Consider the following 12,650-nt stretch of genomic DNA (forward strand, 5'->3'; position numbering starts at 1 on the left):
CAATGATTTTAGCGATTGGTGCGCAAGAAATGAGGTGTAGTAAGGGTTTAGGAGAAATATAGGGAAGTTTGTTCAATGAAAAAACAGGTGCAGAAAAGCTTTCCACATTCAATGCACAACCTGCATTAATGAGCGAAAATTAGTGATTTTATCGCCCCAGGTTTCCGCAATATCCTTTCCTAACTGCGGTGCATGATGCTGTCTGTATTGCTCAAAATCACGCATTTCTCTGGCATAATATTGTATGGCATAGGTATATCCTTCACTTTCATCAGTTTCCAAAACCTTTACCCATTGGTATTGGTAAAAGCAACCCGTTTGCATTACCAATGGAATGTGTTTTTCTTTCATCCATTGCAGCCATGCTTCATGTATGGGCGCTGCTACGTGCGAGGTTACGTTGTATATAATCATATATTCAGTTTTAATGCAGCATATACCGGGCAGTGGTCGCTGTGTTTTACATCAGGTAAAATGGCGGACTCGGTTAATGCATCGGCTAAATTGTTGGTTATGGTAATATAATCAATACGCCAGCCTTTGTTTTGCAGGCGTACGGAAGGAAAACGCTGGCTCCACCAAGAGTAAGCACCTTTTTCGTTGGGATGCAAATGTCTGAATGTATCTACAAATCCTGTTGCTAAAAAGGTATCCATCCAGGCTCTTTCTTCCGGTAAAAATCCCGATGAATTTTTATTGCCTTTCGGATCATGAATATCTATTTCTGTATGTGCAATATTATAATCGCCGGTAATAATTAATTGCGGCCTTGTTTGGCGTAATGTTTTTAAATAATCTAAAAACTCATCTAACCAATGGTATTTATAGGTTTGCCGTTCAGAGCCACTGGTGCCGGATGGGAAGTAGGCATTGATTAACGTAATGGCTCCAAAATCTAATCGTATTACCCTTCCCTCAAAATCGCTTTGTTCTTTTTGGTGGCCCCAAAAAACAGCATCGGGTTTTATTTTGGTGAAAACCGCTACGCCGCTATATCCCTTCTTTTGCGCCGAAAACCAATAGGTATGGTAGCCTAATGTTTCAAAAGCACTGCTGTCTACATCTTCTTTAACGGCTTTGGTTTCCTGTAAACAAATTACATCAGCAGGGTCGGTTTGCAGCCATTCCACAAAACCTTTTTTTATGGCAGCACGGATGCCATTTACATTATAAGAAATAATGCGCATATTTTTTGTTGCCATGGTTCAATTTTTTAACTGAATGTAGTATAGCGGTTATTGTATTAATTTACTTGAATTACTTTGCCTGTGGGGAAAGTAAAACCCAAACTTAACACCAGCTCATAGGTTCCAAAAGCTTGTTTGGCACGGCCTTCATACACTTTTAAATTGCTGTAACGTGCATAATCAACCTTGTTGGCAAATTCTAAATAAGCATATTTAAAAAAGGTAGCACGCACGGCGCCTTCAAAACCCATATTCCACCCACCCAACTGAAAGCCGGCATCGTTATTTTGCCCAAACAACATATTTTGTACATGCGGAATAACAGGACCAATGCCACCTTTGCCCAAGGCATCTATTTTTAAATTGCCATCACCCGTTTGGTAAATATGCCAGCGTTTTACTAAATTAAACAATAAAAAATTAGCACCATTATTTAAATAATAGGCAAAGCCATTGGGTTCATTAAAGGCAACCGTAGTATCTACCTGCCGGTTATTCAGTTTGCCAACTATATGTGCATTCTGGTCGGCAAAAATATATTTGGTGTGGTCGAAGTTGATTTCAAAAAACAAATCTTTTTTTCTGTTAATTAAAAAACCCAGGCGGTAATTGTATTGCGGAATGGAAATAGGAATGCGCAAAATACCTTCATCCCAACCAATATGGTCGTGTGCTTTTACGGCTTTGAAAGTATAATCGTTACCTAATGCCGGTTGTACTACTTTAATGTTGCTGTGGGTGTACCACTCTTTGTTATAACCCCACGAAAAATAAAATTCTCCTTTTCTATTTTTTTTGTGTTTTGTTGTTCCTGTTGTTTGTGCTTTTACAAAGTGCATGCTGCCTGCTACATAAATGAATACCATGGCCATTGCTCTTAACTTACGCTTCATAGTTTGTATTTTATATTTTGATTGCCTGCTGTTTAACCTGTCTATTCAACTCCCCCGATGGTTTGTATGGTTGATAGTGCTATTTCCTTCATGGGTTTACCAATAGGGTATATGAAATTGCCCGCAAAAGTATTGTGTAAATGTTAACCTGCAATTTTTTGATTTCAATTCATTAATTACCGTAATTTGAAATGTAAACCTTACCCCGCATGCTTTATTCTATTGAAATAATAGACAAAGGCGCAGGGCTTTCATCAGGAAATGTTTTAAGTGGATTATTATGAAGACAAGCGAAAGAATTATTCCGGCCACACAGAATTTTTATTTAGAGGGTTCTAAGCCCCGAGTACATGAATTGAAATTTGCATGGCGTGTATTCATAGAGTTTTTGAATAGTTTTCGGGTATTGCATTTTGTAGGCCCCTGTATTACGGTATTTGGAAGCGCAAGGTTTAAACCCAATCATCCATACTATCTGGCAGCAGAAGAATTTGGGAAACGAATTGCCAAAATGGGTTTTACTACCATGACAGGTGGCGGACCGGGCACAATGGAAGCCGCTAATAAAGGCGCTTTTGAAAATGGCGGTCAGTCGGTGGGTTGCAATATTAAACTGCCTTTTGAACAAAAACCCAATCCCTATGTGCATACCTCAATTACGTTCAATCATTTTTTTTCCCGAAAAGTAATGATGGTAAAATATTCGTATGCATTTATTATTATGCCGGGTGGTTTTGGTACCATGGATGAATTTTTTGAAACCCTTACCTTAGTGCAAACCCGCACCATTACTCAGTTTCCAATTGTAATATTTGGGAAAGAATTTTATAAACCATTAATGGATTTTATAGAAGAAATGGCTGAGCAGGGTACCATTACACGTAGTGATATGGATTTGGTACTGTTTACAGATGATTACGACGAAGCCATGAACCATATTAAAACTTATATCCGTAAAAACTATGTGCTAAAGCCCAGAAAGCGTTTCTGGTGGTTATTGGAAACAAAATAGGGTACAGGTTTTACTAATACCTCTGTTTTTTAATCATTCATGCAACCATTTAATTTATTCCCGGATTCAGCTTCCTTAAAAAAATTAGAAAAATTGTAAAGGCAATTTTTATAGCAGTGGTTGTATTTTTGTATGCTTTTTACATTATAAAAAATATAAAATTATTTAAAAAATTAATCATTGTAAACAATACTGATTTCCATAGTGCTTCTTCTAACCGGTTTTTAGGAAACCCCATTTCTTTTGTCTGGCCAGTAGACAGGTTTACATCCATTCTTTTAATTAATTACAAAATGTGCTTTCGGGGCTAATCCGTTTTAAAATATATGCAATGCACTGTAATGTTGTGTGTAGTTTATTTGGGTAGATGGATTTACTTTTATTGTTATTTTAAGCTATTTATCCAAAACCATCCATTCCTGGATGCTGCGGTATACAAACCAATGCATCATCATAACAAATTAAATAGGCTAACTATTTTTAGTTACACCCTTCAAAAAATGTTACATCTTACCACAGCGTGATGAATGGGCCGGCGAGGGATACTTAATTACAGCTGCATACACCACATCCCACTTCACCTTCAATTGATATTCATCAAAAAAAATCATTGCTTCGTTAATAACAGGTTGATGCGAAAAAATAGATTCGCCCGTTGCAAACCGAATACAGACCGCCATTTCCTCCCATTTCCTGCACATTCATCGGCTAACAAAACAGATGGCCATTTACCCAATTCTTTTTTTATATTCTTGATTAATCACTACATTCATTGCGCTAATTTTTTAAGAAGTGCATAGAGGAATGGGGCCTGCAATCGCTGGTAGTTTCATCCTTATTGCCTGTACAAAATAGTGTAAAGCATATTTATCCATATCAATCAACACAACCGTATGAAAAAGAAATCGAACGATGCTACAACCAACCATTCCCGCCGCAATTTTTTACGCAACACTGCATTAGCCGCTACCGGCTTCTATATTGTTCCGCGCCATGTTTTAGGCAAAGGCTTTATTGCGCCTAGCGATAAACTGAATGTTGCCGGTATTGGGATAGGCGGAAAAGGCGAAAGCGATTTATGGAATTTTTACCAAAGCGGCAAAGCCAATATTGTGGGTTTATGCGATGTAGATGACCGTATGGCAAAGACAAGCCGTGCCCGTTATCCTAAAGCAGCTTATTATAAAGACTATCGGGAAATGCTCGATAAAATGCACAATAGCATTGATGCGGTATCTGTATCTACCCCCGACCATATGCATGCGGTAATAGCCATGGCTGCCATGCAATTGCACAAACATGTGTATGTGCAAAAACCCATGGCGCACGATATTTATGAAGCCCGTACCATGACCAAAGCCGCCCATCAATATAAAGTGGTAACACAAATGGGTAACCAGGGTGCTTCCGGTGATGGTGTTCGGCAGTTAAGAGAATGGTACAATGCCGGCATTATTGGTGAAGTAGATACCGTATATTGTTTTACCGACCGTCCCGTATGGCCACAGGGTATGGGCTGGCCCGCTCCTGATCCAAATATACCTGCCGGATTAGATTGGAAATTATGGCAGGGTACAGCTCCCCTAAAAGAATATGTGGATGGCCTGTTGCCTTTTAACTGGCGCGGTTGGTGGGATTATGGTACCGGTGCATTGGGCGATATGGGTTGCCATTTAATGGAAGCGCCATTCCGTGTGCTGGGTTTGGGTTATCCTACCGCCGCAGAATGTAGTGTGGCTACACAATACACCAAGCCATGGACAAGATCCTTTCATCCGGAAAGTGGTCCTATTGCTTCACATATTACCTTAACGTTCAACGTCAATGGCCGCACCGTTAAATTGCATTGGATGGATGGCGGCATACAACCCGACCGTCCGGAAGAGCTGGGGCCAAATGATGTATTTGGCGATGGCGGCAATGCCATTTTATTTGTAGGCAGTAAGGGGAAAATGATGGCTTCCACCTATGCTGAAAATCCTAAATTATTGCCTCTATCCCGAAATGAAGAAGTACATGTGCCACAAACCATTGCTAGGGTTCCTGGCAGTGCCAATGGCCATTATGCCGCCTGGGTAGAAGCCTGTATTGCCGGTTATGGCAGTAAAGAACAGAAAGAACTAAGCTCTAACTTCGATTTAGCCGGTCCCTTAACAGAAATTGTGATTATGGGAAATTTAGCCATTAGAAGTTACAATATTCAGGAGCCCAATCCCAAGAATCCCAATAGCTTTATTTATCCCGGCCGAAATATTCAATTGCAATGGGATGGCGCGAATATGCGGGTAACCAATTTTGATGCTGCCAATGCATTTGTAAAACGGAATTACCAAAATGGCTATCATTTGTAAGCAACGAAAGTTAACCTAATCGTATATATGCACAACGGCGTAGTTTTTCAGCTACGCCGATTTTTTGTAGCATTGGCTATGGATAATCATTTTTTTAAAGCAGAATTGTAGATGTAGCAAAAGCTATAAATTTATAAATGTATCTCGGCGTATGTTTTCAACTACGCCGAATTTTTATGTAGCATTGGCTACGGGAAATCATTTTATCATCATTGGTTGAGTGTAGCGGATGCTACAAAAAAGCAGGGCGTAGGCACAGCCATACGCCCAGTATTTTCTTTTATTAATGTAGCTATGTTGTTATTGATGGCATCTCGGCGTATGTTTTCAACTACGCCGAATTTTTTTATAGCATTGGCTATGGATAATCATTATTTAAAAGTAGAATTGTAGATGTAGCAAAAGCTACAAATTTATAAACGTAACTCGGCGTATGTTTTCAACTACGCCGTTTTTTATGTAGCATTGGCTACGGGAAATCATTTTTTCATCATTGGTTGAGTGTAGCGGATGCTACAAAAAAGCAGGGCGTAGGCGCAGCCATACGCCCAGTGAATTCGTTTATTTTTTCAGCTATGTGGTTTTAAAAGCATCTCGGCGTATGTTTTCAACTACGCCGTTTTTTTTTGTAGCATCCGCTACGATTATTCAGTTAATATTTAAAACAGCTGTTTAATCTGAATTCATATAAAATTAACTTTTATTAATCCTTGTCTGCCAATATAATCTCTTGCACTGCTCAGTAAATAATCCTCTGCATTTTCAACTAACCCTGCATTAACTGGATTTTGATGTATGTAGGATAATTTTGTAGTGTACATGTCTTTAATATGTGGATCCATATATATCGCATGATTTTCATGTGTCCAAAGTTGATAATTAGTATTTCTTACATGTTGTTGCGCTGCATGTTTAAATTGAAATAACATCCAGATTCGTCTGCTTTCTACCTCTTCTTGTATTGAATGAAGAATTTGCTTACTGGTGTGGCGTTTAAAATCCCGGATAGTATTTGATAGTGTGTTATTGGAACTGGATAATATGCAATGCACATGATTGCTCATTATACACCAGGCATGTACATTTAAACATTTTTGTTCGATGCAGAAATTTAAAGAATCAATTACTATATCGCAATACCTTTTTCTGGTAAATACATCTATCCAGGCAACTACTTGAAAGGTTACAAAATAAACGCCACTTTGGTCTTTTATTACATAACTATCAGGCATAAATAATAAATGTTTTATTAAAATTACATTATTGTTGTATTATTCTATTTACACTATAATAGCAGTATTATTTGTACAAGTTAAGCCGTAACTCGGCGTATGTTTTCAACTACGCCGAATTTTTATGTAGCATTTGCTACGGGAAATCATTTTATCATCATTGGTTGAGTGTAGCGGATGCTACAAAAAAGCAGGGCGTAGGCGCAGCCATACGCCCAGTATTTTCTTTTATTAATATAGCTATGTTGTTATTGATGGCATCTCGGCGTATGTTTTCAACTACGCCGAATTTTTATGTAGCATTTGCTACGGGAAATCATTTTTTCATCATTGGTTGAGTGTAGCGGATGCTACAAAAAAGCAGGGCGTAGGCACAGCCATACGCCCAGTATTTTCTTTTATTAATGTAGCTATGTTGTTATTGATGGCATCTCGGCGTATGTTTTCAACTACGCCGAATTTTTTTGTAGCATTGGCTACGGATAATCATTATTTAAAAGCAGAATTGTAGATGTAGCAAAAGCTACAAATTTATAAACGTATCTCGGCGTATATTTTCAACTACGCCGTTTTTTTTGTAGCATTTGCTACCCAACTCCCATCCCCAATTTTTAACAAAACCAAAATTTCACCACACCAAATTATTCTGTTTTAGTTTAATACAAACATCCTTATATTTGCGCTCATTATAACGAAACTTAATACTGCCCGCATGGTGCATTCATACAAAACCTTCTTGCTTCGTTTTTGCCTGATGATGGGTTTCGCATTGCTTACCCTCTTATCCCGTGCACAATTGCCTGTTGATATCAATCAATTAACCGACCAACAACTCATTCAATATGTACAACAAGCCAATTTGTCCGGTTTAAGTGAAGCCGATCTGGTAGCCAAAGCCCGTGCAAAAGGTTTATCTGACGATCAAATTGCTACCCTTAAACAACGTATTCAGGCACTGAACCTTGGTGCTACCACCGGCAGTGGCAACAGCAGCGGCAATATTAGCAGCAAACGCAACCGCATCCCCCCCACCGGCCCAGGGTACCGCGATTCAGCCATGGGCTTACAAATATTTGGGGCCGACTTATTCTCGCAAGATAACCTCACCTTCGAACCTAATTTAAACATACCCACTCCCGCCAATTATGTGCTGGGTGCCGGCGATGAATTGGTGATTGATATTTATGGTTATTCTGAAAATACCAAAAAATTACAGGTAACCCCCGATGGGTATATTCGTTACCCCAATCTCGGCCCTTTAAAAGTAATGGGGTTAACCATTGAGGAGGCTACCAAAAAAATAAAAGGTGCTTTATTAAAAATATATCCCGGCATTGCCGCCGGCAATACCTCTGTACAGGTAACCCTGGGGCAAATTAGAAGTATTAAAGTAACCATGATTGGCGAAATTGCCCGTCCGGGTACTTATTCACTGCCTTCCCTTGCAACCATTGCCAATGCCCTGTATGTTTCCGGAGGGCCAAATAAAATTGGTAGTTTGCGGCACATCAGCCTCATGCGCAATGGCAAACAGGTAACTGCCTTCGATTTTTATGATTTTCTCCTGAAAGGCGATTTATCTAAAAATGCCCTGTTGCAGGATGGCGATGTAATTAGTGTGGCCCCTTATCAATTGCGGGTAGCCATTAAAGGTGCCATTAAAAAGCCCGCCATTTATGAGCTGGGTGCAGCAGATAATCTTTCCACCGTATTGCAATACAGCGGCGGTTTTGCCGATATTGCCTATAAAGCCAGGGTACGCATACAACGTTTTGGCACTGCCAACCGCGAAATGTTAACCATACCTGCCAATCAGTTCCAACAATTCAAATTGGTATCGGGCGATGCCATATTGGTAGATAGTATTGCCAATCTGTATGCCAACAGGGTATTGGTAAGCGGTGCGGTGTACCATCCCGGCACTTATGGTTTAAACGATATGCCTACCCTGCAACAATTGGTAAAAGCGGTGCAGCCCAGAGAAGATGCGTATGTAACCCGTGCCGTTATCCGCCGGTTAGATAAAGATTACCAGCCTTTGCTCCTGAATTTTAATGTGCAGGATGTAATGGATGGTAAATACAATATTCCGCTGCAGCGGGAAGATTCCATCCATATTTATGCCATACCCGATGTACGGGAAAAATACCGGGTAACCATTACCGGCGAAGTGAATAAACCCACTCAGTATCCTTTTGCTGAAAATATGAAGGTGGAGGATTTGATTTTAATGGCCGGCGGACTAAAAGATGGGGCTAGCTTAAAACAAATTGAAGTTTCTCGCCGCATTCGTAACGCCAATAATGGTACCGACTCTAATGCCTATGCTATTATTAAAGAAATTAACCTAACTACCGATAATCTGGCCAATGATACCGCCAATAATATCAGTCTGCAACCCTTCGATATTGTTTCTGTTCGCCGTTCACCATTGTATAAAGACCAGATTACCGTGGAGGTACAAGGCGAGGTACTCTATCCCGGCCAATACACCGTATCAGCCAATACCGAACGGTTGAGTGATGTGATTAAAAGAGCCGGTGGTTTAAAAGAAGATGCCTATCCATCCGGGGCCATCCTCATCCGCAATACTTACCAGCAGCAAACAGCGGCAGATAGTACGCTGATTAATAATAAACTGAATGCCTTAGAGGCCCAAAGCGGTAATGCTTTAAACACTACTGATGCTAATGGTGCAGCCCTTTTAACCGACAGTACCCAAAAAAGCCAGTTAGAAGCTTCCATTACCGAAGCCAAAAAGCAGGTAGGTATCCGTTTAGGGGAGGCATTGAACAACCCAGGTTCTGTATATAATTTACTGTTAGAAGAAGGGGATGTAATTAAAGTACCCAAACAATTGCAAACCGTACAATCCTTTGGTGGGGTATATGTATCGCAGAAAGTGGTGTACACCAAGGGCTTAACGTTTCGGAAAGTAATTGACCAGTCGGGCGGCTATCAGCAAAATGCATCCCGGAAAAGAAGTTATGTAATTTATCCCAATGGAGAAATACGGAGTACCAAACACTTTCTGTTCTTTAAAACCTATCCGGCCATTAAACCGGGGGCAGAAGTGTATGTACCCATCCGCAAGCGCACATCGGCTAACGAAATTGCCAGTACCGGTGCTGCCTTTGCCTCTATTGCCGGATTAATTGTATCGTTGGTATATTTAATTAAAAAATAAGCAAGCCGCAACGGTGTATGACACAAACAACCGAACCACAGGAAGAATATTATAGTCTGGCCGATATACTGCAACAGGTAAAAGCTTTTCTGCGCTACCTGCGGCAGCAATGGGTATGGCTGTTAATAGCTGCTGTATTGGGCATTGGCGGTGGTGTATTGTATTATTACCTGCAAAAACCGGCTTACCAGGCAGAAGAAACCTTTATATTAGAAGAAAAATCGCCCGGCGGCGGTGGCTTAGCCGGACTGGCCTCACAGTTTGGGTTTGATGTAGGTAGTTTAACCGGTGGCGGTAGTATTTTTGCAGGCGATAATATTCTCGACATTTTAACCTCCCGCCGTATTGTAGAGCATGTATTGTTAAGCAAGGTAGACAGTACCCGGCCCGACAGCCCTACATTAACCGACCTGTTTTTAGATTTTACGAAACTAAAAAAAGCCTGGCATAAGAAACCGGGTTTGGATACCATTAACTTTTACCGGGTAAACGGACGTAACAGCATGAGCTTGTTGCAGGATAGTGTGCTGCACGAAGTGTATAAATTGGTTACCAAAAAATATGTATCGGTAAGCCGGCTCAATAAAAAAGGTTCCATCATAACCATTAATGCCACTTCCATTAACCCCGATTTTTCGTTGCTATTGGTACAGCGCATGGTAAGAGAAGCCAGCGATTTGTATATTGATATCAAAACCTCGGTATCAGCCGCCAATGTAAACCGCCTGCAGCAAAAGGCTGATTCCCTGTTGGCCTTATTGAACAACAAAAGCTACCAGGTAGCCGGCATGCAAATTAACGATGCCAATCCGGCGTTAAAATCATTATTGGTACCAACCGAATTAGCCTCCCGCGACCGTACGGTATTAGCCACCTTATATACCGAAGTAGTAAAGAATTTAGAAACCGTACGTACCACCTTAATGTTACAAACCCCCGTAATTGAGGTATTAGATATGCCCCATGCACCTTTAGAGGATGGGAAGAAGCATAGAGGTATTTTGTTGGTGATTGGAGTTTTTATTTCTCAAATAATAGTTTTATCTGTTTTATTTTTAAAGAAATTTATTTTTAAATAGTTAAAGCATATTATGAGAATAAATTTTTTGTCTTTTCTTAATCCTTATAAATTCAATGGGGGCGGTGAGTTAGATAATCGAATGTTAATTGAGGAAGGAAGAAGATTAGGCCATGATATAAAAATAGTATCACGTGTAAATAATAAGTATTTAAATCGAATCTTTCAACCGCATTATAATTATCATGAAAATCCTGATATATGGATTTTAAGCGATCTTTTTAATGTGCCAGAATATAATCTTAAATATCCAGTCAATTTTATTGAGGATATTATTGAAAATTATAATTATGTGCATATTGATAATGCATATGTAGATATATGTTCAAAACCTGCACTACCTTGTCATGGAGATAAAAATAAATGCGTTAAAAACTGTGGTAATACAATTTCTCAAAAAATTTATGAAAACTCGTTAGCAAATTTTTTCTTATCTCCATTACATGCAAATATAATTAATGGACTAATGGATAATAAGTTTTTACTTAAATCAAAAATAATTAGGCCATTAATTGATATTTCAAAATTTCATTTTGATACTAATACTAACAGAGATATTGATTATATTTATGTCGGAACAATTTCTAATTACAAAGGGTATCAAAATATTAAAAATAAATATAAAAATTGTAGTAGTTTTTTATTCATTGGCAAAAATGCAACAAACGAAATTTTGTTTGGCAAACATATTGAGTATGTTCCAAATTATGGACTAGTGAAATATTTAGCCAGAGCCAAAAATTTTGTACATCTTCCAGAATGGAAAGAGCCAATGGGTAGAACAGTTATTGAAGCCGCATTATGTGGATGTAACATCATTTCAAATGAAAATGTAGGTGCTTGTAGTTTTGATTTTGATTTAAGTAATAGTGAAAATTATAAGAATTCTAGCTTTGAATTTTGGGAAAATATACATGAATTAAAAAAAAATATATGTTGAATTTTTTAAAATATTTGAAGGAAATAAATTTAAAAATTATTGATGAATCTTATCAGAAAAGAAAAATTGAGAGAGAAAATAAATTATTATTCGAGACTTTAGCTAAAGAAAAAAAAATTTTAGATGGAATTTTCAAAGGGATGATTTATCCTACATTTAAATCGTTTGGGAGTTCCATCTATCCAAAAATTATCGGTACGTATGAATATGAACTACAAATTATTTTTAAAGATTTAATAAAAAAAAAATATAAAACAATAATAGATATAGGTTGTGCCGAAGGATATTATGCTGTTGGATTGAAAAAAGCTATTCCTTCTGCAAAAATAATTGCTGTTGATATAAATCCTAAAGCCAGAAATTTTTGTATTGAAATGGCTAAATTAAATAATGTTTATAATGATTTTCAGGTTTTAGATCAAATGAATGAAGATTTATTGCTGTCGAGCTTGGATGAAAACACTTTAATAATTTGTGATTGTGAAGGATGTGAAATTGAGTTGTTTACAAAGAAAAATATTGCAGAATTTGTAAAATGTGATCTTATTATTGAGACCCATGATATGATAAATAATTCAATATCTACTACGTTAACTAATTTATTCTCTAAGACACATAATGTTCAAATAATTCAAAGTATTGATGACAATTTAAAAGCTAAATATTATAACTCTGTTTTTTTAGAAGGGTTAGATATAAGTATTCGAAAATATTTAACTCGAGAGAATCGTCCTCAAATTATGGAGTGGCTCATTTGTATAAAAAAATAA

Annotated in this window: 10 protein-coding genes; 6 read left to right on the top strand and 4 right to left on the bottom strand. The window is 38.2% G+C overall.

What is annotated here, in order from left to right; translation table 11 throughout:
- Window positions 1–108: 108 nt before the first annotated feature.
- The 3 genes from AC3QLY_RS06520 to AC3QLY_RS06530 are packed head-to-tail and all read right to left on the bottom strand — an operon-like array spanning window position 109 to window position 2,080.
- Window positions 109–414 (bottom strand): DUF4286 family protein, encoded by a 306-nt coding sequence (locus AC3QLY_RS06520; RefSeq protein WP_218331565.1) that lies wholly within the window; start codon window positions 412–414, stop codon window positions 109–111.
- Entirely contained in the window at window positions 411–1,202 is a 792-nt protein-coding gene (locus AC3QLY_RS06525) for an exodeoxyribonuclease III (RefSeq protein ID WP_228733238.1), read from the bottom strand. The genes AC3QLY_RS06520 and AC3QLY_RS06525 overlap by 4 nt, the downstream gene beginning before the upstream one ends.
- A gap of 41 nt (window positions 1,203–1,243) precedes the next feature.
- Window positions 1,244–2,080 (bottom strand): hypothetical protein, encoded by an 837-nt coding sequence (locus AC3QLY_RS06530; protein WP_288072660.1) that lies wholly within the window; start codon window positions 2,078–2,080, stop codon window positions 1,244–1,246.
- 280 nt (window positions 2,081–2,360) lie between these two features.
- Here AC3QLY_RS06530 and AC3QLY_RS06535 point away from each other — a divergent pair, with 280 nt between their 5' ends.
- Window positions 2,361–3,092, top strand: coding sequence for an LOG family protein (locus AC3QLY_RS06535; protein ID WP_218331576.1), 732 nt, complete (start codon window positions 2,361–2,363; stop codon window positions 3,090–3,092).
- 893 nt (window positions 3,093–3,985) lie between these two features.
- Window positions 3,986–5,443 (top strand): Gfo/Idh/MocA family protein, encoded by a 1,458-nt coding sequence (locus AC3QLY_RS06540; RefSeq protein WP_218331580.1) that lies wholly within the window; start codon window positions 3,986–3,988, stop codon window positions 5,441–5,443.
- Window positions 5,444–6,126: 683 nt separating this feature from the next.
- Here the strand turns inward: AC3QLY_RS06540 and AC3QLY_RS06545 are convergent.
- The gene (locus AC3QLY_RS06545; protein ID WP_218331590.1) at window positions 6,127–6,675 is read right to left on the bottom strand and encodes an REP-associated tyrosine transposase; all 549 of its coding nucleotides are present in this window, start codon (window positions 6,673–6,675) and stop codon (window positions 6,127–6,129) included.
- Window positions 6,676–7,387: 712 nt separating this feature from the next.
- Here AC3QLY_RS06545 and AC3QLY_RS06550 point away from each other — a divergent pair.
- From AC3QLY_RS06550 to AC3QLY_RS06565, 4 genes are read left to right on the top strand one after another with little or no spacing between them, the layout of a single operon-like run.
- Window positions 7,388–9,862 carry an SLBB domain-containing protein gene (locus AC3QLY_RS06550; RefSeq protein ID WP_492991023.1) on the top strand — a complete coding sequence of 825 codons (2,475 nt, stop codon included), beginning with the start codon at window positions 7,388–7,390 and terminating at the stop codon, window positions 9,860–9,862.
- A 17-nt stretch (window positions 9,863–9,879) separates the two neighbouring features.
- On the top strand, window positions 9,880–10,941 hold the full coding sequence (locus tag AC3QLY_RS06555; protein WP_492991025.1) for a Wzz/FepE/Etk N-terminal domain-containing protein: 1,062 nt from the start codon (window positions 9,880–9,882) through the stop codon (window positions 10,939–10,941).
- Between the two features lie 12 nt (window positions 10,942–10,953).
- Entirely contained in the window at window positions 10,954–11,880 is a 927-nt protein-coding gene (locus tag AC3QLY_RS06560) for a glycosyltransferase family protein (RefSeq protein WP_492991027.1), read from the top strand.
- Window positions 11,874–12,650: a methyltransferase domain-containing protein gene (locus tag AC3QLY_RS06565; RefSeq protein ID WP_492991029.1), complete on the top strand. Its 777-nt coding sequence runs from the start codon at window positions 11,874–11,876 to the stop codon at window positions 12,648–12,650. The genes AC3QLY_RS06560 and AC3QLY_RS06565 overlap by 7 nt, the downstream gene beginning before the upstream one ends.

The organism is Hydrotalea sp. GW822-HT8A01, from assembly GCF_058798575.1.

Coding starts and splice junctions, on each gene's coding strand:
- AC3QLY_RS06520 (WP_218331565.1), bottom strand. CDS start 414: ATGATTATATACAACGTAACCTCGCACGTAGCAGCGCCCATACATGAA.
- AC3QLY_RS06525 (WP_228733238.1), bottom strand. CDS start 1,202: ATGGCAACAAAAAATATGCGCATTATTTCTTATAATGTAAATGGCATC.
- AC3QLY_RS06530 (WP_288072660.1), bottom strand. CDS start 2,080: ATGAAGCGTAAGTTAAGAGCAATGGCCATGGTATTCATTTATGTAGCA.
- AC3QLY_RS06535 (WP_218331576.1), top strand. CDS start 2,361: ATGAAGACAAGCGAAAGAATTATTCCGGCCACACAGAATTTTTATTTA.
- AC3QLY_RS06540 (WP_218331580.1), top strand. CDS start 3,986: ATGAAAAAGAAATCGAACGATGCTACAACCAACCATTCCCGCCGCAAT.
- AC3QLY_RS06545 (WP_218331590.1), bottom strand. CDS start 6,675: ATGCCTGATAGTTATGTAATAAAAGACCAAAGTGGCGTTTATTTTGTA.
- AC3QLY_RS06550 (WP_492991023.1), top strand. CDS start 7,388: ATGGTGCATTCATACAAAACCTTCTTGCTTCGTTTTTGCCTGATGATG.
- AC3QLY_RS06555 (WP_492991025.1), top strand. CDS start 9,880: ATGACACAAACAACCGAACCACAGGAAGAATATTATAGTCTGGCCGAT.
- AC3QLY_RS06560 (WP_492991027.1), top strand. CDS start 10,954: ATGAGAATAAATTTTTTGTCTTTTCTTAATCCTTATAAATTCAATGGG.
- AC3QLY_RS06565 (WP_492991029.1), top strand. CDS start 11,874: ATGTTGAATTTTTTAAAATATTTGAAGGAAATAAATTTAAAAATTATT.